Genomic DNA, 18,508 nt, shown 5'->3' with positions numbered 1-18,508 from the left:
TCCATAAACTCTGTCCATAGTGTGTATGCCATTGGAGCAGCCCCCATCGGTAATCCTGGGTGACCAGAGTTTGCCTTTTGAATCGCATCAATTGAAAGTGTGCGAATCGCATTAATTGAAGTTTGTTGCGTTTGGTTTGTCATTAAACTTACATCTCCTTTCGAATTTTAAAACTTGATGAATCAAGGACCCCTAGTCCGACAAAGGTAGGGTTGAAAAATATACCAAGTGGATTAGGGGTACATTGAACAATAGCGAATCATTGTAAATCAACCAAGAGCGCTCTTCCGATATTGTTTGTGGCCTAATTAATGATTGTTTTTAGCTAATTGTTGTAAGAGTTCTTCAAGTTTCGGATCTCCGATATAGTTATCGATTGTAATGATCTTTTGGTCTTTAAAAGTCATACGTGCACGATCGAGCAGATTTTTATGAACGACAATGATGTCTGAATCTTGGGGCGCATCTTCAATGCGGTAATGTTTAACTTCAATACCATTTAAATCAGCTTTTTGTAATTTTTTTCTAAATGTTGTTGCACCTAAAGCGCTGCTACCTGCACCTGCATCACATACAAAAGATATTTTGTTAACAGCAGAGGTCTTTGCACTGTCATCTGAAGAGCTATATATTTGTTTGCCTTCAGATTTCATTGTTTTAGATCTTTCAATAGATTCTGTTAACTGATCATCATCTTCATCAGAACTCTTTTCGAATTTCAATATAAGTGAAGTTACAATGAAGGAAACAATTGTTGCTACAAGTACACCTAAAATAATTCCGGTGAAGTTACCTCTAGGTGTGAGTGCCAAATAAGCAAAGATAGAACCTGGACTTGGTCCTGCAACAAGACCGGCGCCGAATAGTTGGAAAGTTGCAATACCTGACATTCCCCCAGCAATCATTCCTAAGATTGTAAGTGGTTTCATTAAGACGTAAGGGAAGTATAATTCGTGAATACCGCCGAAGAAATGAATGATAATTGCTCCGGGAGCAGTTCTTCGAGATGTTTTGTTACCGAAGAAGGTAAAAGCTAAGAGTAAGCCTAAACCAGGACCAGGGTTAGAAGCAACCGTAAAGTAAATCGATTTACCAACTTCAAGTGTTTCTTGCATGCCTAAAGGATAATAAATGCCTTGGTCAATGACGTTATTTAAAAACAGAACTTTTGCTGGTTCATTAATAAGTGAAAGTAATGGCAAGAAACCTGTTGCGACAAGTGCTTCAATTGCTGATGTCACAAATCCGTTTGCTGCACTTATAACTGGACCAATAACCGTATAAGAGAGTAGCAATAAGAAGAATCCTAAAATACCAATTGAAAAATTGTTAACAACCATCTCAAATCCAGCACGAATTTTATTTTCGATTAATTTATCGAAGCGCTTAATTACCCAACCGCCGAAAGGTCCAATAATCATTGCTCCAAGGAACATAGGGATGTCTGAGCCAATAATTAAGCCGATCGCTCCAATCGATCCCATAACGGCCCCGCGTTGACCTCCGACCATTCTACCACCAGTATAAGCTAATAATAAAGGTAACAAGTAAGTAATAGTTGGTCCGACCATTTCAGCTAAATGTGCATTAGGTAGCCATCCTGTTTCAATGACTAATGCTGTTAAAATACCCCAAGCAATAAAAGCTCCGATGTTCGGCAATACCATGTTTGTTAGGAATCCGCCCATCGCTTGAATTTTAGCGCGAACTGATGGTTTAGATGCAGTAGCTTGATTATTTGCAAATTGATTTGACATAATTATTCCGCCCTTCATATTTAAAATGAATAAAAGTTTAAGGTGAAGATAGTGAACGATTTGTTACGCTAACCTAAGCGGATTATTCCGCTTGTTTGATAACATGTAGGATTTCTGTTTCGGTTTTGGCTTGTTCTAAAGCTTGCAAAACATCATCATCTACTAACAACGTTGATAAGTCAGAAATTAAATCAAGGTGACCATTGCTATCAACTGCCCCTAAAACCATTATCAAATTAACAGCTTTCTCTTCGGGATACATAACCGGTTCAGTTAACTTCAACAGTGACATCCCGCTTTTATTAACGCCGCCTTTATTTTGAGCATGTGGCATCGCGACTCCAGGGATTATTACAATGTACGATCCGAATTCATGCACATTAGCGATCATGTCATCAATATAGCTCTCATTAATATTCCCATTTTTAAGCAAAGGTGCGGCACCTAACCGAATCGATTCCTCCCAAGATGTAACACTATCAACGCACGCAATGTTTCCGGTTAAATATTGACTAAGCATCGTATCATCTCCTCGTATAGTATATTTAAGAACCAAAAATTGCTCTTAAAAAATGAATAATAGATTTGCGTTAAAGTTTTTGAGTTTTGAGCTTGTTGTAATTTGCTATAATTGCATCTGTGAACGTTGCGTCTTTTAATTCTGAAAAATGAGCTATAGCACTTTTAATCCCGTGCTCACTTATATAATTTTGTATCGTCACTGATTCCTCATCTTCGGGATTAAAAAATAAATATCCGGCAGCAATCGCCAATGTCAAATGGCTAATAGGTAGACCTAGCTTAGATAATTCACGAAGTGGTTTAACTAAGCGTTCATTGTATCCTAACTTTCTAATGGGTGAACGCCCTACTCGAAAAATATCGTCTTGAATATTACTGTTTTTGAATCGAAGCAACGTCTTGTTAATATAGTTTGTCATCTCAAGTGGTTCAACGTTAAAGACTTTAATGAAATATTGAGCTGTTTCTTGCATGGTGCCTTCAATAAACTGTTCAAGTTCTTGGTCCTTTAGAGTGTCTTGTATGGTTGATTTGTTAAATACAAAACCAAGGTAAGCGGTAGCAGCATGCGCCATATTTACTGAATATAATTTACGCTCAATAAATGGTTTTAAATCATTAACATAACGTGCGCCCTTAATGCGAGGTGCTGTGTTATTTTGTATCTCTGAAGCATTAATGACCCATTCGTATAAGGGTTCAACGAGTGCAATCTCATCGTCGTCATCTGTTTTTGATAGTGCAAGTCGATCGATAGACGTATTTGGAAAGCCAATCAAAGACTCTATGGATGCCAACTCTGCATCGGAAAGGTGGGTTGCAATTGCTTCTTTTAACTTGGATGAAGCATTTATAGCATTCTCATTTGCTAAAACATCCAACTTATTTTTGTTAGTATTAATTCTGTTTAATAATCCTTTAGCCAGAATTCCCGCAATGCGAGGTAAATTATTAACCCCAACTGAGGTGGTAATAATATCAGCTTGCTCAATGTGACGAATGACGTCCTGTTCTTGAGTTAAGCTATTTAGTGCTGTCACTGGAGCAACAACTTCCACCGTGTGAGTATCATCCAACAATTCAACAAGATAGCGATTTTTCTTATTGAAGCGATCGATCGTGTCTTGATTAATATCAACAAAGCAAAGATTGTAATCAGTTTTATTTAGTAAACTGCCGATAAATCCTTTGCCGATATTTCCAGCTCCAAAGTGTAATGCTAGCATGAAATCCTCTCCTCACTATTTTAACTGAAAAATCTCCACGTTGTAATTTATTATTCTAAGTTAGCGTGGTACTCCCATAGGCTATGCATGTCTATGTTCTGTTCGCGAACGAGCATCAAGGCTAAAGTATCTCCTAGAAGCAACAGACTTTGCTCAAATAAACTTGTCATTGGCTGTACGGAAGGGATTTCGTTTTCTAATTGCAACTTGGTACTAACAGGAATACGGACAAAATGATCAGAGTATTCTTTCATTGAACAATTTGGATTAGCGCCAATATGAGCTACGCTTGCATTAAATTTTTTTGCTTTTTTAGCGATGATCAAAGGAAAAGATGATTCACCACTTCCTGATCCAACAATAAGTAGATCATTTTCAGTTATTGCAGGCTCAGTAATTTGTCCAACGATGTAAGTTCTGATACCAAGGTGTGCTAATCGTTTTGCAATAGCTTCTAAAGAGAGTAAGACGCGTCCTACGCCTACGAAAAATACTTTATCGGCTTTTTTTATTTCATCTAATAAAACGCTTACATCATTGCTGTTGATTTGGCCTAGTGTGGTTGTGATTTCTGTTGTAACTTCTTTTTGGATATCGCTGTAGTTTATCATTATAGTTCCTCCTTCAATTTAATCCTGCTGAGATTTTCTTGTCGATATTTTGTTTATTTTCAGAAAGGCTGTTTCCTTTAATAAATAGGCTTGTACTGCCGGCAACCAGTATATCGGCACCTGCATTCACTAATTCCTCGATTGTTTCTATAGAAACGCGTCCGTCAACTTCTATTTTTGTATCGAATCCTTTGTCCTGAATCAATTGCTTCAAATCTTTAACTTTCTCAATTGCATAAGGGATTTGCTTTTCATTTTTGTCTGTTGCAAAACCTGGATTAATTAACATTAATAGCACAGTGTCACATTGCGGTAAGACATATTCCAAAGTAGATAACGGCGTAGCTGGATTTATTGCAACTCCTACCTTTGTATCGCTTTTTTTAATCAAGTTGATGTATCGATCAATATGAACGCTAGTTTCTAAATGGAATGTGATTTGCTCAACACCGATTTTAATCATTTCTTGAATAAAAAACTCGTTGTCGTTTGCCATGATATGAACATCAAAGTCCATATTCGTGATCTGTCTTAATTGCTTGATGGTATCAATTCCTAGTGGCATGCTCGGACTGAAACTTCCATCAATAACATCGATGTGCAATACCTCTAATCCTGCTTGTTCGATTTCCTTAACGCTTTTTTCTAAATTACATAAATCTGCACACATGATAGACGGAGCAATTGTCACTGCCTGTTTTTGCATGTTGTTGCCTCCTTTGTCTGTTTTTCTTTATTATATAGCGATTTTAATTAAAAGTAAAGACTTATAAGCAATATTTATGCATATAAGTGCTTGTTTGTATTTGTTTTTGTCTTTTTTGTGAAGATTATGGTAAAATTAAATGAGTTAACTAAGCAAAGGATGACGAGTATGTTAAAACAAGAACGTCAACAAAAGATCGTAGAAATATTAAATGATGAACAAAAAGTCATTGCTAGTGACCTTAGTCTTCGTCTTGACGTATCAGAAGATACCATTCGTAGAGATTTAAAAGAACTAGATAATAAAGGCTTGATAAGACGCGTGCATAGTGGGGCGTTACGAATTGGCCCGCCTGTAGAAGATTTTTCTAAACGGCAAGATGTGATGAAGGAAGCAAAGCAAGCTCTGGCGAGAAAAGCGATTGAATTTGTGAAGGATAAGATGGTCATTTTAATTGATGGAGGTACAACTAATTTGCAGTTTGTTAACCAATTGCCCTTAACGCTTAAAGCAACGATTATAACCAATAGTCCTCCAATTGCGATTGCTTTAGCAAACCATAATGATGTTGAGGTTATTATGTTGGGTGGAACATTGTTCAAAGAGTCAATGGTTAACTTAGGTATTGAGACAGTAGAAGCTTTAGAGAATATTCGCGCTGATCTTTATGTAATGGGTGTTCATAAAATTGATGCAACGATCGGTATTAGTGTACCTAGTTTAGGAGAGGCTTCAGTTAAAAGGAAAATGGTAGCTATCTCAAATGAGGTTCTCAGTATGGTAACATCTGATAAATTGAATACTTTTTCTAATCATATTGTGTCGCCAGCGAGTCAATTAACCTATCTAATTACTGATAATATACAGCCGGAAGTAACAAGGTTATATGATAGTCAACAGATTACTGTGGTTAACGACTAGTGTGAGTTTGTCAGTACTCGAGTCTTTATCTTTTAAATAATTCAAAAATTTTCAGCTCTAAAACAACTGTTTTTAGGCATATGTGTGAAATGACATACCAAAATAGAAGCATCACTTAGTTCTAAAGTTGTGCTTTAACAACTAAAAATATTACAAGGTTAACAAAAAGGTTGGTGCAGATTGCGCCAACCTTTTTTGTGTTTAAGCTCGTTACTGGAACTGGGAAATCCTATATTTATTGATGGTACTAACAGGTGGAGGTTTTAAGAAACGAAAGACGGGTAAAGTATAGACAATGGCATGTTTGTTAGTGTTTTTTTGTAAAGAAAGTGAGATGAATAAGCGCTCGATATAAATAAGCTAGTAGAAGGGAGACAATTATAGTGAAAATTACTGTAAATGATAAGGCGATTGAATGGTTTAAAAAAGAAGTAGGTGTTGAGGAAGGGGCAAATGTACGTTTCTTCTCAAAGATTTATGGCACGAGTCCGGTGCAAGAAGGGTACTCGCTAGCGTTTACAATTGACCATGATGCAGGAGATATGGCAGCAAAAACAGAAAAAGGCGGTATCACCTTCTTTATTAAAGAAGAAGATCAATGGTTCTTTAGTGGTCATGACTTGTCGGTAGAGTATGACGATAAATTAGATGAAGTGCAGTATAATTATATCAAAGAATAGCTAGATGCATTAATCCGTTACCTTAATTCTGATAAGCGTAACGGGTTTTTTGCTGATTTGTTTCGTGCATATTCATGTGACTGCAAGCCATTGTTACCGTAGTCCGGAATAACCTTCGTATAGTAAGTATTTTGACAAAAAAGTGACCCCATCCTGTTTCTGAGCTGTTCCTCAATTGATTTATCGCTGAACATCTACGTGATGTGAGTGGCTAAAATGTTGTTGATGAACAAAGCGTCGTTTTTATTAATGACCATTGGAACGACTTTGATAGAATGAAAACACAATGGGACCGGTATGTTGTGTTGCTGATTATGAATACAGCGGATAATCTAAGTAAAATCAATAACCGGAAATGTCACAAACCATGAGCGGCTCTAAGGCGAGTTGACAGAACCTTAACGCAGGTTGTTGGACTATGCATGATTGATGAAAGCCTAAGGGAACAGCATTAGTCTCTAAAACAGACATGATTGGCTGCAGAAGAAGGGTTTTGAAAGATCTTCCAGAGGTTAACTCTAACGAAAGATTTCTTATCAAAAAACAAAATTATTTATGCGGGTATGTGCAAAACGTATCTGGAACTACCTCTTCAAGCAGAAATAAAGAGTTTTTTACCTCGATTTTCAAGATCGAGTCTATCGTCTTACCACAACTGAACAAAGGAGGCACTGCCATGAAAATTGAACACGTAGCGATTTGGACAAAGGATTTAGAAGCTATGCGAGTGTTTTATGTGCAAAAATTTAACGCAACGGCATCGAAACGATACGAAAATAAGGGCAAAGGATTCGCTTCTTATTTTTTGCGTTTTAGTTCAGGCGCGCGCTTAGAACTGATGCAACGCACTGACGTGACAGGTACGGTCAAGAAGGAAAGCTTAGGATTTGCTCATCTCGCTTTCTCGCTAGGAGATAAAACAGCGGTGGATCAGTTAACGACGTTACTAATTGCTGAAGGTTACGAGTGTTTAGATGGACCGCGAACAACCGGCGATGGCTATTATGAAAGTGTCTTTTTAGATCCAGAAGGTAATCCAATAGAGTTGACAATCTAATTGCATGGTAAGGGGATTGTCAACACCTGTGAGAATAAACAGATGAGGTCTCCGAGTAGAGGTGTTGATAAATTAACTGAATCGTAAGCTTAAATCATCGTTTCTAATTCAAGGTCTGGTGTTGATGAGGAATAAAAGCAGTCAGTTCATTGATGTCTGTAAGGACTGAAATTCAACAAGGCTTTAGAAGGTAATTGATAGCGTAGGCTCTATACAGGTAAAAAGCACCGCGGTCTGAATTATCGTTACGTCCGGACGAACCCTTACGCCGATTTTAACAGATGGGTGCTTTCTTCGATTATTATAACGGATGAAACGCGTTTCATGACAACCTAAAAAAAGAATAGTACGATTATTTTTTAGGTTAACAACAAAGTAGAGATTCGCTATACGAAAGATTAGATGGAAAAGAGATGGCAGCAAGAAGGAGGACGTGTTAGGTGGTAAACATAAAGGATCTAGCAAAACAGGCAGGTGTATCGGTGACAACGGTTTCGCGGGTGTTGAACAATCATCCGTACGTCAGTGATGCTAAACGTCAAGCGGTAAATGAAGCAATTAAAGCAACGAACTACCGCCGAAATATTAATGCAGTCCATCTTAGCACAGGGCAAACGCATTTAATTGGTGTCGTCTTACCCTTTCTTGATCACCCTTACTTTATGAATGTGGTAAAAGGAATTACCCAAGCTGCAAAGGCAAAAGGGAAACATATTGTCTTGTTTGAAACGGGGTATCAACATGAGAAAGAAAAGTCTGCTTTAACGATGCTCGAAAATAAACAAATTGATGCAGTTATTTTTTGTTCGCGGTCACATCAACTAAAAACGCTGGAAGCCTATGCTAGTTATGGACCGGTTGTCTTATTTGAGGATGTGAAGACAAATAAATGTCGTACGACATTTATCAACCATTCCCGAGTCTTTACAGAGGCGTTGGGTTACTTGTATGATCAAGGGCATCGTCGGATTGGCTATTCCGTTTATCGTCAGACAGGGACAAATAGTCTAGCTAGAAAAAAGGCATATCAATCGTTTTTAGTGAGTCATCACCTATCGTATAACCCGGATTATGTTTTCACTGGGTGTTTATATGCGGAAGATGGAAATGCCTTGATTAATCAGCTGAAATGTTTAACGGCACCCCCGACAGCTATACTTGTAACGAGTGATCAAGTTGCTGCGGGTATGATTATTTCTGCTCGAAATGCAGGCATTAAGATCCCGCAAGATCTTGCATTAATTGGTTTTAATGATGAACCAATTGCAAGTTTGCTTGATTTAACAACGATTAAGCTCCCACTTGAACAGGTTGGGCAGTCGTTGCTTGATCAAGCGCTAGGCAAACAAGTAAGCCATCGCGAAATGGCATCAACGTTTATCCAGCGGAAAACAGTGGAAGCAAATGAGTGATACGAAAATCAAGGCTAAACAAATAACAGGAGGTAAAAGGATGAAGTTATCAAGTACGCTAGTCGCTTTAGGGGCTGTTGCCGTGTTTGGCGCAGTTGTTTTTATCTTTATGATGTTAATGGCGGATACGTCTGGTTTAGATTGGTTAATACCGAGCCTTCTAATTGTCTTAAATGGTTTTATTGCGATAGGTGTCGGTGATGGTCTCCATCACATTAAGAAAAATCAGTCAGCTAAATAAAAGGTGAGGTGACTGCATGTGGGGAAACAAATAGAAGAACAGCTTGGCTACCAAGCGTTGCCGTTGCGCTATTTTTTTGAATCACTTATCAGCTAGCGTTATTCCTCAGTAGAGGGCTGACTTTTTCGCTCAATATGTGCTTTTCCCCACTCGTGCATCGCATGTAAAATGGGTTCAAGTTTTTTGCCGTAAGGGGTGATGGTGTACTCGACCTTCGGAGGAACGACAGGATAGACCGTTCGAGAGACAAGTCCCTCCTCTTCGAGTTCACGCAATTGTTTGGTTAACATCCGCTGCGTAATATCAGGTATCTTTCGTTTTAAGGCATTAAAGCGTAAGGTATCCTCCACCAACAAATGGAGTAAAATTGTCGGTTTCCATTTGCCAACAATAATGCCCAAAGCCGTATCAACTTTACATAATTCAGGCTTGATCATCAATCGTCTCATATCCTTCCCTCTAACAGTACCCTTTAGGATACTTACTTACCTGAAAGTGCGTACTGTTTCTTTAGTAGTTATTCTATTATAATCACTAGTGATAGAATGAAACAATTGATGTGCTTAGTGCCATTCGTGTGCATCGGAACAAAACTCAACCTGAAGAAATAATGATTGAAAATAAAGTTAACGGGAATACGATCAAAATAAGGAACGATCAACACAATAACGTTTAGCCATGATAATGATTGGAGGAGAGAACATGAATGAATTTCGGATGCAACCAGATAATGGATTAGAATTTGGTGTTTATACCTTAGGTGATCATTTGGTTGATCCAACGACGGGGAAACGCATTTCCGCTCAGCAGCGGTTACAAGAAATTGTCGAGCTAGCAAAATTAAGTGATGAAGCAGGACTGGACTTCTTTAGTGTTGGTGAAAGCCATCAACAAGGATTTGTTACGCAAGCACATACGGTAGTACTCTCACATATTGCCGCGGTGACGAGCAAAATAAAACTAGGAAGTTCATCAACAATTATTAGCACATTAGATCCAGTCCGTGTTTATGAAGATTTTGCAACGCTTGATTTGTTGTCAAACCACCGAACGGAAATAATCGCAGGGCGAGCCTCGCGGATCGGTCTCTTTGAATTATTGGGTTATGATATTAGTGATTATGAAGCGCTGTTTGAAGAAAAATTCGAGTTGTTATTAAAAATAAATCAGGAAGAACGAGTGAATTGGTCAGGAGAGTTTCGTGCACCACTGACAGACGCGGAAGTTCTGCCCCGCGCGGTCCTGCCCATTTGGCGAGCAGTTGGAGGGACATCAACCAGTGCAATTAAAGCGGGACGTCAAGGTGTTCCGATGCAGTTAGCGACACTTGGTGGAGCAGTATCAACATTTAAACATGTGATTGAACGTTACCGTAACAGCCTTGAAGAAGTGGGGCTGGATCCCTTAGCCTATCCCGTTGGAACAGCCGGCTTTTTCCATGTAGCTGAAACCACGCAACAAGCCCAACAAGAAATGTACCCATATATTAATGAGGGCATGAAAGTGACCAACGGGCAGGGTTTCCCGAAACAAGCATTTGCTCAAGGGAAAAATAAAGATAATGTGATGAACATCGGAAGCGTCGATGAAGTGGTTGAAAAGATTCTTTATCAACATGATGCCTTTAAGCATCAGCGCTATTTAGGTCAAATGGACTTTGGTGGTGTTAGCTTTAAACAGTTGATGCGAACCATTGATCTAATTGGTGAGCATGTCTTGCCAAAAATTCGTCAATACACAAAAAAATAACCAAGGGGTCATCGTTAAGGAGAAAAACGCAGGTTTGCTATGAGAAAGTGAAATGAGGGGTGATGATATGAATATTGTCTTTGTATCGGGTTCAGTGGTTGGCACGAAAACTCGACGAGCAATAACAGAGCTAAAGAAGGTGTGGTTGAAACAAGACGCAGCTGCACAGATTGAGATCATTGATTTAAAGGCATTAAAATTACCATTTTGTGACGGTCGTCACTTTTTGGATTATGAAGAAGATGTTGTCGCAACCCTTAAAAAAGTGGTTGAAGCTGATGTCGTTGTATTTGGGACCCCTGTCTTTCAAGCATCAATACCAGGGAGTTTGAAAAATTTCTTTGATTTATTGCCTCAGGATGCTTTGCGTGAGACGGTTACAGGTATTGTTGTTACGGCAGGTTCAAGTAAACATTACCTGATGGCAGAGCAACATTTAAAACCAATTTTGTCATACATGAAAGCAGTAGTTGTATCGACGTATGTCTATATTTTAGCGGAAGACTTCGTTGGAAATGATCTGGTGAAGGATGACGTTGATTTGCGCTTGGCGCGACTTGCTGAAGATCTCATTTTTACAACAGAAGCAAAACGCTATATCCAGAAAAAACAGGAAGAAGCTTATGGTTTTTAAGCAATATGGTCTAAAAAGTTGCGTTAGGTTGGTATACAGCGTAAACTAAAATCATCAACAAAATCCTTACGTCAATGAAATGTTGAGTAAGGATTTTTCTCTTTTTTTAAGGGCAGTTATTAATGGCAATATTTGTTTTCAAACAGAACTAACGTGTAATATGAGGATAGTAGAAAGGGGTGCCCTATGCGAAAACGAATCATTGTCGCAATCATGTTGATGATTTCAATTATAGTTGTAGCTGGTTTTCAACTCTTGCCAATTACCGAATCGGATTCGTTTAAAATTGAAGATAGACGAGCACTCGTACCGAATAATTCTGACATTGATTTAGTTATTATTAGTGATATTCACTACATTGCCGATCGTTTAGTAGAAGATAGCCCGGTCTTTATTAACATGGTGGGAAATGGTGATGGAAAAGATTTGATTTACATCGATACGCTAATAGAGGCATTTATTAATCAAATGCTGATTGACCAGCCTGACGGTGTTATTGTAACGGGTGACATTACTTTTAATGGTGAACAGTTAAGTCACGAACAGATGGCTGACCTTTTTAGTCGCTTAAATGCTGCGGGTATCAAAGTATATGTGATGCCAGGGAACCATGATTTGAACAATTATTATGCGATTGGTTTTAAAGGCGAGGAAACATATCGGGTGGATCGTCTAAGTGGCGATGCTTTCAGTGAGCTTTATCACGCGTATGGCTATCAAGAGGCATTAGCGACAGATTCAGACTCACTTAGTTATGTGACAGCATTGCGTGAGGATGTTTGGCTGATTATGCTTGATTCAAACAATTACGAATCAAATAATATGCAGATGAAGTCTGTGACAAAAGGACAGATTAAATCAGGGACGTTAGCGTGGCTAGCGGTTGTTTTAGAAGAAGCGGAAGCCCAGCATGTGACCCCTGTTTTAGCGATGCACCACAATTTATTTCAACACCACCCTCTGTTTGAAGAAAACTTTGTTATTGAAAACAGTGAAGAAGTGCTAGCACTTCTAAGGGAGTATGACGTGCGTGTAAATCTAAGCGGACATATTCATGCACAACACATTGAAGAAAATGAGGGCATCTATGATATTGTTACGGGTGCTTATAGCGTCTTTCCTAATCGTTACGGAGCAATCACCATTGACGAAAAACGTCAATTTAACTATCAGACTAAACCGGTTGACGTCAGTAGCTATGCAAAAGAAATAGGTGAAACGAATCCGGATTTAATCAATTATCACACCTACGGTCCGGCATTCTTTCATGATGTTTCATACCGCAAAGCCTTTATGGATTTGTTGTTGTTTGATAAACCCGATGAAGTGATTATCCCCATGGCTGAAGTGTTTGCTGAAGTTAACACCCTCTTTTTTGCTGGGACCGTTGCTGAAGAGCGCAGTCGCTTACTTGAGTCTGAAGGTTACCAAAATTGGCTGAAAGACGGTAAGACGTTTTATTCGGAATATTTACAAAGTGTTTTAAATACGGAAGATCAAGATGAAAATAGTTTAACCATTGAGCTAGATTAGTTGCCTATGACTAATCTGGTTTTTTATTTAAAATTTTTAATCCGAAGGTTTATGCATTTGGCTTTGCAATGAAGAAGTTAAAAATATTATTTTTTAGTTTGAACCAGCGATGAATAGCGCATGAGAACAAAAAAATCATCGCTGAAATGACAATATTCAAAAAAATAGGGGAGACTTGGCTTCATCGATAGCTTGACAACAGTCATGAGCTATGATAGAAAATGAAGTGACCTTAAGTTTTTTAGACAGGAATTTGACATGGCTTTGGGATGCGAAAAATCCAGCAGGTGGTGAGCAAGTGGAAATTAAAAAAGTGCTAAACAATAATGTTGTCATCACACTGAATGCAGAAGAACAAGAAATGGTCGTGATGGGAAAAGGATTGGCATTTCAAAAGAAAGTCGGTCAAGCCGTCGAAGAAGAGAAAATCGAGAAAATGTTTGTTCTACAAGATGAAGAAACGTCCAGCAAGCTTGATCAATTATTGAAGTACACATCCGAAAAGTATTTAGACATTGCATCAGAAATTTTAACTTATGCGCAAAAGCATGTGCCGTACCAATTGAATGAATATTTGTATGTGGCATTAACTGATCACTTAAGTTTTGCAATTGCACGTTATGAACAAGGAATAGAACTAAAAAACAATTTGTTGTATGAAGTAAGGAAGTACTATAAACGAGAGTATCAAATTGCGCTACGTTGTTTAGGCATCATTGAAAAACATACAGGCATTCGGTTAAATGATGATGAAGCAGGCTCAATTGCACTTCACCTTGTGAATAGCCAAGTATCAGGTGAAAACATGCAAGCAGCTGTTCAAGTTACCGAGATGGTGGAAAGCATTTTAAATATTGTTAAATATTTTTATCAAATGGAGCTGGATGAAACAACGATTAATTACGAACGTTTTGTCACGCATCTGCGTTATTTTGCCGTCCGTTTTATTCGTAAAGAAACGGCAAAAGATACGGTTGATGATTTTATGCACGAACAAGTGATGCGGAAATATCAGCAAGCCTATCAGTGTACGGAACGAATTAATTTATATTTAGAAAAGAATTTTAATTGGCCTTTATCCCAAGATGAACGGGTTTATTTAACGGTGCACATTCACCGGGTCACCTACCGTGAACGCGAGATTAACGAAGAGAATTAATTTTAATCATTAAGTTATAAATGGATGGGTAAACGAGGCATGTTTGCCCTTCTTCAAAAATAAATCATGTAAACGCTTTAAAAAAGTGTTGACAGTTTTGAATGACCATGATAAATTTAAGGTGTTAATTAATTAACGCGACAAATGCATAACTTACATTTAGGAATGTTACCTATTTTGGGCATAACCTGAATCAATCGTACGGACACTACACGTGTGTGTCTCTTATGATTGATTCAGGTTTTTTATTTCCCAAAATTCAATTTAACTAACGAAAGGGTGTTAAAAATGAAACATGAACAATTAGCAAAAGATATTATTAAACATGTGGGTGGAAAAGAGAACGTGAGAAGTGTTGTACACTGTGTGACGCGTCTACGCTTTAAATTAAAAGACGAAAAGAAAGCGAATACAGAAGTGCTAAAAGATATGGATGGTGTCGTTACCGTGATGCAAAGTGGTGGACAGTATCAAGTCGTGATTGGTAATCACGTTTCTGATGTCTACAAAGCAGTGGTCGAAGTTGGTGGATTTCAAGTAGAAAGCGAAGTGGAAGAAGAAGAGGGTCCATCAGGCAGTCTCTTTGATCGCTTTATTGATATGATCGCTAGTATATTTACACCGATATTGGGTGTGCTAGCTGCTTCAGGTATGATAAAAGGTTTTAATGCTCTTTTTACAGCGACAGGCACACTTGACGATACGAGTGGAACGTACCAAATTTTAAACGCGACCGGTGATGCACTCTTTTACTTCCTACCAATCTTACTCGGTTATACAGCGATGAAAAAGTTTGGAGGCACGCCTTACTTAGGAATGGTCATCGGGATGGCGCTTGTTTATCCAGCACTTGAAGGTGTACCGGGTGCAACAGATCCGCTCTATACCTTGTTTAATGGAACAATGTTTGAGTCGCCGGTATACATTGAATTCTTTGGTATTCCAGTTATTTTAATGACATACTCAATGTCAGTTATTCCAATTATTATTTCAACGTTTTTTGCAGCCAAGCTTGAGAAATTCTTAAAAGATGTTATTCCTTCAGTTGTGCGCATGTTCTTGGTACCAATGTTCACACTATTAATTATCGTACCATTGACGTTTATTGTGATTGGCCCCGTTGCAACATGGGCAAGTCAATTACTAGGTGAATTTACCGGTTGGATTTATGAATTAAGTCCAACGGTGGCTGGTTTTATTATTGGTGGTTTATGGTTAGTCTTTGTTATGTTCGGTCTTCACTGGGGTCTTGTACCTATTGCCCTTAATAACTTCGCAGTTCAAGGATTTGATACAATTCTTGCAACGATGTTTGCGCACTCATGGGCGCTTGCAGGTGCAATTTTAGCAGTGTGGATTCAATCAAACAATAAAAAAATCAAGACATTAAGTGCACCCGCCTTTATATCATCCATTTTCGGGGTCACCGAGCCGGGGATGTACGGGATTGCCTTACCGCTGAAGCGGCCATTTATCATTACGATATTTAGTTCAGCGATTGGTGGTGCAATTTTAGGCTTCTTCCGTACAACAGGTTACGAATTAGGTGGACTTGGTGTCTTCCAAATTCCAAGTTTTATTTCACCCGACGGTTTTGATACAGGTTTCTTCGCAGCAATTGTTGCGGCAGTACTAGGTTTTGTGCTAGCCTTTGGTTTAACCTGGGCATTCGGTAACATCAATAAACAAGAAGAAGAATCACCAATTACGGACGGTAAGTCTGGAAAAAAGTAGAGAAGCCTAATGAAGGAACAGTGAAAAATACAGTAATCACGAGTCCCTTCAAAGGGCTAGTAAAAAAACTTGAGACAATTGACGATACAGCTTTCGCATCAGGTGCGATTGGACAAGGGATCGCGATTGAACCAGAAGAAGGCAAAGTTTACGCACCAGTCGCAGGTACGGTAACCACGTTGTTCCCAACACATCATGCGATTGGAATTACCTCAGATGAAGGTGCAGAAGTCCTCATCCATGTGGGGATGGACACGGTACGTTTAGAAGGCGAGCATTTCACAGCGCATATTAAACAAGGCGACCGTGTAGAAATTGGTCAACTCTTGTTAGAATTTGATCAAGAAAAAATTGAAGCAGCAGGGTATTCATTGATCACACCTGTTGTGGTAACAAACTTCTCGGATTATGATGTTGTGATCATGGAACAAACGGAAGTAGAAATGCAAGATTTAATTATGGAGCTTCGAGCAAAATAAGAGTAAGGGCGCAAATAATTTGCGCCCAGTATAAGCACAGTTATGTAAATACTGTCGAATGCTTAAGGTCAAAGCACAGCGATAGGTTAGACAAGGATTAGTTTACAAACGAGAGAGACATACACATAAGAAATGAGGAGGATAATTAATGTCAACATTTAAAGAAGGATTTTTATGGGGCGGGGCAACAGCTGCCAATCAATTTGAAGGCGGATTCGATGAAGGTGGACGTGGTTTAAATTTAGCTGATGTGTTACCAGGTGGCAAGGATCGCTTGAAATTACTTACATCATCAGGGTTTGATTTTGAAATGGATACAGAAAAATATCGGTATCCAAATCATGAAGGTATTGATTTTTATCATCGCTATAAAGAAGATATTGCGTTATTTGCGGAAATGGGCTTTAAAGTATTTCGCATGAGCATTGCCTGGAGTCGAATTTTTCCGAATGGTGATGAAACAGAACCAAACGAAGAAGGACTTGCCTTTTATGACCGTGTTTTCGACGAACTTGCTAAATACGATATCGAACCGTTAGTAACGATTGCGCACTACGAAACCCCGCTTCATTTAATTAAAGAATATGGCGGATGGAAAAACCGTAAGTTGGTTGAGTTTTTTGACCGCTATGTAGAAGCGATTTTTAATCGTTACAAAAATAAAGTGACACGTTGGTTAACATTTAATGAGATTAATGGTGCCACCCATATGCCCCTTGTTGGTTTAGGGTTCTCACCATCAAGTGATGATGTGCGTCTTCAAGAAAGTTTTCAAGGCTTGCATCACCAATTTGTCGCAAGTGCAAGAGCTGTTCAAAAAGCACATGCGATTATCCCAGGTTCACAAGTAGGCTGTATGTTGATTTATGCACCTGTCTACGCCTATGACTCAAATCCAGAAAATATTCTGCATGCTAAAAAAGAGGCAGATATCTTTAACTTTTTCTGTGGTGACGTTCAAGTGCGTGGTGAATACCCATACTTTATCGATCATTACTTTGAAGAAAATGGTATTGAAATCAAGATGGAAGAAAATGATTTAACTACTATAAAACAAGGGACTGTTGATTTTGTTTCCTTCAGTTATTATATGTCGCGTACAGAAAAGAAAGAAAAAACACCAGAAGAACAAGGGGAAGGAAACTTAATTGGGGGCGTCAAAAATCCATTCCTTAAAGCAAGTGATTGGGGATGGGAAATTGATCCGGTCGGCTTGCGGATTGCGCTTAATGAACTATATGGTCGGTACCGTAAACCGTTAATGATTGTTGAAAATGGCCTGGGTGCTTATGATAAAGTCGAAGAAGATGGTTCAATTAATGATGATTACCGGATTGACTACTTGCGTGCGCATATTGCTCAAATGAAAGAAGCTGTGAAGGATGGTGTTGATTTAATTGGTTACACCTCTTGGGGTTGTATTGATTTAGTTAGTATGTCAACGGGACAGTATTCAAAACGTTATGGATTCATTTATGTTGATAAACATGATGATGGTTCTGGTACACTCGAGCGGAAAAAGAAAAAATCATTTGATTGGTACAAACAGGTTATTGCATCAAATGGAAAAGAATTATAAATTGACAAAAAGTAAAGCATAACGTTAACAGGCCGAGTTGCTAGTTATTTGTTTATGAGAAGTAAAAAAATCAGTCATCGAAATCGAACGACCCTAACGGTCAGACGAAAAAGATGGCTGATTTTTAATGGGATGAAGTCAAAAGAAAAAGTTGTAAATAATACTGCCGACAATAATAATTAAGATAGCAAAAAACATGAAGAAAGGATTACCGAAAAACGTGCGATCAAATGTGTCTGGGTGTTGATGAGGGTGTTTGGAATCATCAGAACGGTTCATTTAAATCATCCCTTCTAAAAATAAGTACTTTCTTTATTATAAATGAATCCTGAATTGTAAAATCAAATGCATAAACTTTTTTGAATATATCCCAATATATTCAAAAATCTATACTTATACTATTTTAATCGATGCGGATGCTTGATTTTTATGCTATACTAGCCACCGCCTTGCGGCGTGCTCTTGACGTAAGTGCCTCTTCTTAGTGAGTCATTTGTTGGGTTCGGGG

17 protein-coding genes and 1 pseudogene are annotated in these 18,508 nt (G+C 38.4%); 11 read left to right on the top strand and 7 right to left on the bottom strand.

Translation table 11 applies throughout. The annotated features are described in order from the left end of the window. The 6 genes from DES38_RS11450 to DES38_RS11425 all read right to left on the bottom strand — a co-directional run. Nucleotides 1-143: hypothetical protein (locus tag DES38_RS11450; protein WP_146206385.1), on the bottom strand; the 143-nt coding region annotated here is incomplete at its 3' end. Nucleotides 144-308: 165 nt separating this feature from the next. Then, a complete protein-coding gene (locus tag DES38_RS11445) occupies nt 309-1,757 on the bottom strand; it encodes a PTS mannitol transporter subunit IIBC (RefSeq protein WP_110252234.1) in 1,449 nt (482 codons plus the stop codon). Between the two features lie 82 nt (nt 1,758-1,839). Beyond that, complete coding sequence (locus DES38_RS11440) at nt 1,840-2,277, bottom strand: PTS sugar transporter subunit IIA (protein WP_110252233.1); 438 nt, start codon at nt 2,275-2,277, stop codon at nt 1,840-1,842. A 70-nt stretch (nt 2,278-2,347) separates the two neighbouring features. After that, nucleotides 2,348-3,505: a mannitol-1-phosphate 5-dehydrogenase gene (locus DES38_RS11435; protein ID WP_110252232.1), complete on the bottom strand. Its 1,158-nt coding sequence runs from the start codon at nt 3,503-3,505 to the stop codon at nt 2,348-2,350. Between the two features lie 50 nt (nt 3,506-3,555). After that, nucleotides 3,556-4,116 carry a 6-phospho-3-hexuloisomerase gene (gene hxlB, locus DES38_RS11430; protein ID WP_211305865.1) on the bottom strand — a complete coding sequence of 187 codons (561 nt, stop codon included), beginning with the start codon at nt 4,114-4,116 and terminating at the stop codon, nt 3,556-3,558. Between the two features lie 13 nt (nt 4,117-4,129). Next, complete coding sequence (locus DES38_RS11425) at nt 4,130-4,822, bottom strand: ribulose-phosphate 3-epimerase (protein WP_110252231.1); 693 nt, start codon at nt 4,820-4,822, stop codon at nt 4,130-4,132. A gap of 168 nt (nt 4,823-4,990) precedes the next feature. Here DES38_RS11425 and DES38_RS11420 point away from each other — a divergent pair, with 168 nt between their 5' ends. The 5 genes from DES38_RS11420 to DES38_RS11400 all read left to right on the top strand — a co-directional run bounded on the left by DES38_RS11420 (nt 4,991) and on the right by DES38_RS11400 (nt 9,133). Then, entirely contained in the window at nt 4,991-5,743 is a 753-nt protein-coding gene (locus DES38_RS11420; protein ID WP_110252230.1) for a DeoR/GlpR family DNA-binding transcription regulator, read from the top strand. Between the two features lie 383 nt (nt 5,744-6,126). Continuing rightward, entirely contained in the window at nt 6,127-6,423 is a 297-nt protein-coding gene (locus tag DES38_RS11415) for a HesB/YadR/YfhF family protein (protein ID WP_110252229.1), read from the top strand. A 676-nt stretch (nt 6,424-7,099) separates the two neighbouring features. Further along, a complete protein-coding gene (locus DES38_RS11410; RefSeq protein ID WP_110252228.1) occupies nt 7,100-7,480 on the top strand; it encodes a VOC family protein in 381 nt (126 codons plus the stop codon). Nucleotides 7,481-7,920: 440 nt separating this feature from the next. Further along, complete coding sequence (locus DES38_RS11405; protein WP_110252227.1) at nt 7,921-8,892, top strand: LacI family DNA-binding transcriptional regulator; 972 nt, start codon at nt 7,921-7,923, stop codon at nt 8,890-8,892. Between the two features lie 40 nt (nt 8,893-8,932). After that, complete coding sequence (locus DES38_RS11400) at nt 8,933-9,133, top strand: hypothetical protein (RefSeq protein WP_110252226.1); 201 nt, start codon at nt 8,933-8,935, stop codon at nt 9,131-9,133. A gap of 98 nt (nt 9,134-9,231) precedes the next feature. On the opposite strand, the gene DES38_RS11395 is transcribed toward DES38_RS11400, so the two are convergent. Next, complete coding sequence (locus tag DES38_RS11395) at nt 9,232-9,573, bottom strand: winged helix-turn-helix transcriptional regulator (RefSeq protein ID WP_110252235.1); 342 nt, start codon at nt 9,571-9,573, stop codon at nt 9,232-9,234. A 262-nt stretch (nt 9,574-9,835) separates the two neighbouring features. Between DES38_RS11395 and DES38_RS11390 the strand changes: the two genes are divergently transcribed. The 6 genes and pseudogenes from DES38_RS11390 to DES38_RS11365 all read left to right on the top strand — a co-directional run bounded on the left by DES38_RS11390 (nt 9,836) and on the right by DES38_RS11365 (nt 18,000). Next, nucleotides 9,836-10,882 carry an LLM class flavin-dependent oxidoreductase gene (locus DES38_RS11390; protein WP_110252225.1) on the top strand — a complete coding sequence of 349 codons (1,047 nt, stop codon included), beginning with the start codon at nt 9,836-9,838 and terminating at the stop codon, nt 10,880-10,882. A gap of 67 nt (nt 10,883-10,949) precedes the next feature. Beyond that, nucleotides 10,950-11,516, top strand: coding sequence for an NADPH-dependent FMN reductase (locus DES38_RS11385; RefSeq protein ID WP_110252224.1), 567 nt, complete (start codon nt 10,950-10,952; stop codon nt 11,514-11,516). 186 nt (nt 11,517-11,702) lie between these two features. Continuing rightward, nucleotides 11,703-13,049, top strand: a complete 1,347-nt coding sequence (locus DES38_RS11380) for a metallophosphoesterase (RefSeq protein ID WP_110252223.1) — start codon at nt 11,703-11,705, stop codon at nt 13,047-13,049. Between the two features lie 298 nt (nt 13,050-13,347). Further along, nucleotides 13,348-14,208, top strand: coding sequence for a BglG family transcription antiterminator LicT (gene licT / locus DES38_RS11375; RefSeq protein ID WP_110252222.1), 861 nt, complete (start codon nt 13,348-13,350; stop codon nt 14,206-14,208). Nucleotides 14,209-14,496: 288 nt separating this feature from the next. Further along, nucleotides 14,497-16,421: pseudogene (locus DES38_RS11370) on the top strand (beta-glucoside-specific PTS transporter subunit IIABC). A 148-nt stretch (nt 16,422-16,569) separates the two neighbouring features. Further along, the gene (locus DES38_RS11365; RefSeq protein WP_110252221.1) at nt 16,570-18,000 is read left to right on the top strand and encodes a glycoside hydrolase family 1 protein; all 1,431 of its coding nucleotides are present in this window, start codon (nt 16,570-16,572) and stop codon (nt 17,998-18,000) included. The last annotated feature ends 508 nt before the right edge of the window (nt 18,001-18,508 follow it).

It is taken from the genome of Streptohalobacillus salinus (genome assembly GCF_003201605.1).
Lineage (GTDB): Bacteria > Bacillota > Bacilli > Bacillales > Amphibacillaceae > Streptohalobacillus > Streptohalobacillus salinus.
Note: the sequence above shows the minus strand (reverse complement) of the source record. Positions and strands in the feature narration are given on the sequence as shown.

Bases quoted from the DNA above. Each gene is read 5' to 3' on its own strand.
- DES38_RS11445 (WP_110252234.1), bottom strand. From the start codon at position 1,757: ATGTCAAATCAATTTGCAAATAATCAAGCTACTGCATCTAAACCATCA.
- DES38_RS11440 (WP_110252233.1), bottom strand. From the start codon at position 2,277: ATGCTTAGTCAATATTTAACCGGAAACATTGCGTGCGTTGATAGTGTT.
- DES38_RS11435 (WP_110252232.1), bottom strand. From the start codon at position 3,505: ATGCTAGCATTACACTTTGGAGCTGGAAATATCGGCAAAGGATTTATC.
- hxlB (WP_211305865.1), bottom strand. From the start codon at position 4,116: ATGATAAACTACAGCGATATCCAAAAAGAAGTTACAACAGAAATCACA.
- DES38_RS11425 (WP_110252231.1), bottom strand. From the start codon at position 4,822: ATGCAAAAACAGGCAGTGACAATTGCTCCGTCTATCATGTGTGCAGAT.
- DES38_RS11420 (WP_110252230.1), top strand. From the start codon at position 4,991: ATGTTAAAACAAGAACGTCAACAAAAGATCGTAGAAATATTAAATGAT.
- DES38_RS11410 (WP_110252228.1), top strand. From the start codon at position 7,100: ATGAAAATTGAACACGTAGCGATTTGGACAAAGGATTTAGAAGCTATG.
- DES38_RS11400 (WP_110252226.1), top strand. From the start codon at position 8,933: ATGAAGTTATCAAGTACGCTAGTCGCTTTAGGGGCTGTTGCCGTGTTT.
- DES38_RS11390 (WP_110252225.1), top strand. From the start codon at position 9,836: ATGAATGAATTTCGGATGCAACCAGATAATGGATTAGAATTTGGTGTT.
- DES38_RS11385 (WP_110252224.1), top strand. From the start codon at position 10,950: ATGAATATTGTCTTTGTATCGGGTTCAGTGGTTGGCACGAAAACTCGA.
- DES38_RS11380 (WP_110252223.1), top strand. From the start codon at position 11,703: ATGCGAAAACGAATCATTGTCGCAATCATGTTGATGATTTCAATTATA.
- DES38_RS11365 (WP_110252221.1), top strand. From the start codon at position 16,570: ATGTCAACATTTAAAGAAGGATTTTTATGGGGCGGGGCAACAGCTGCC.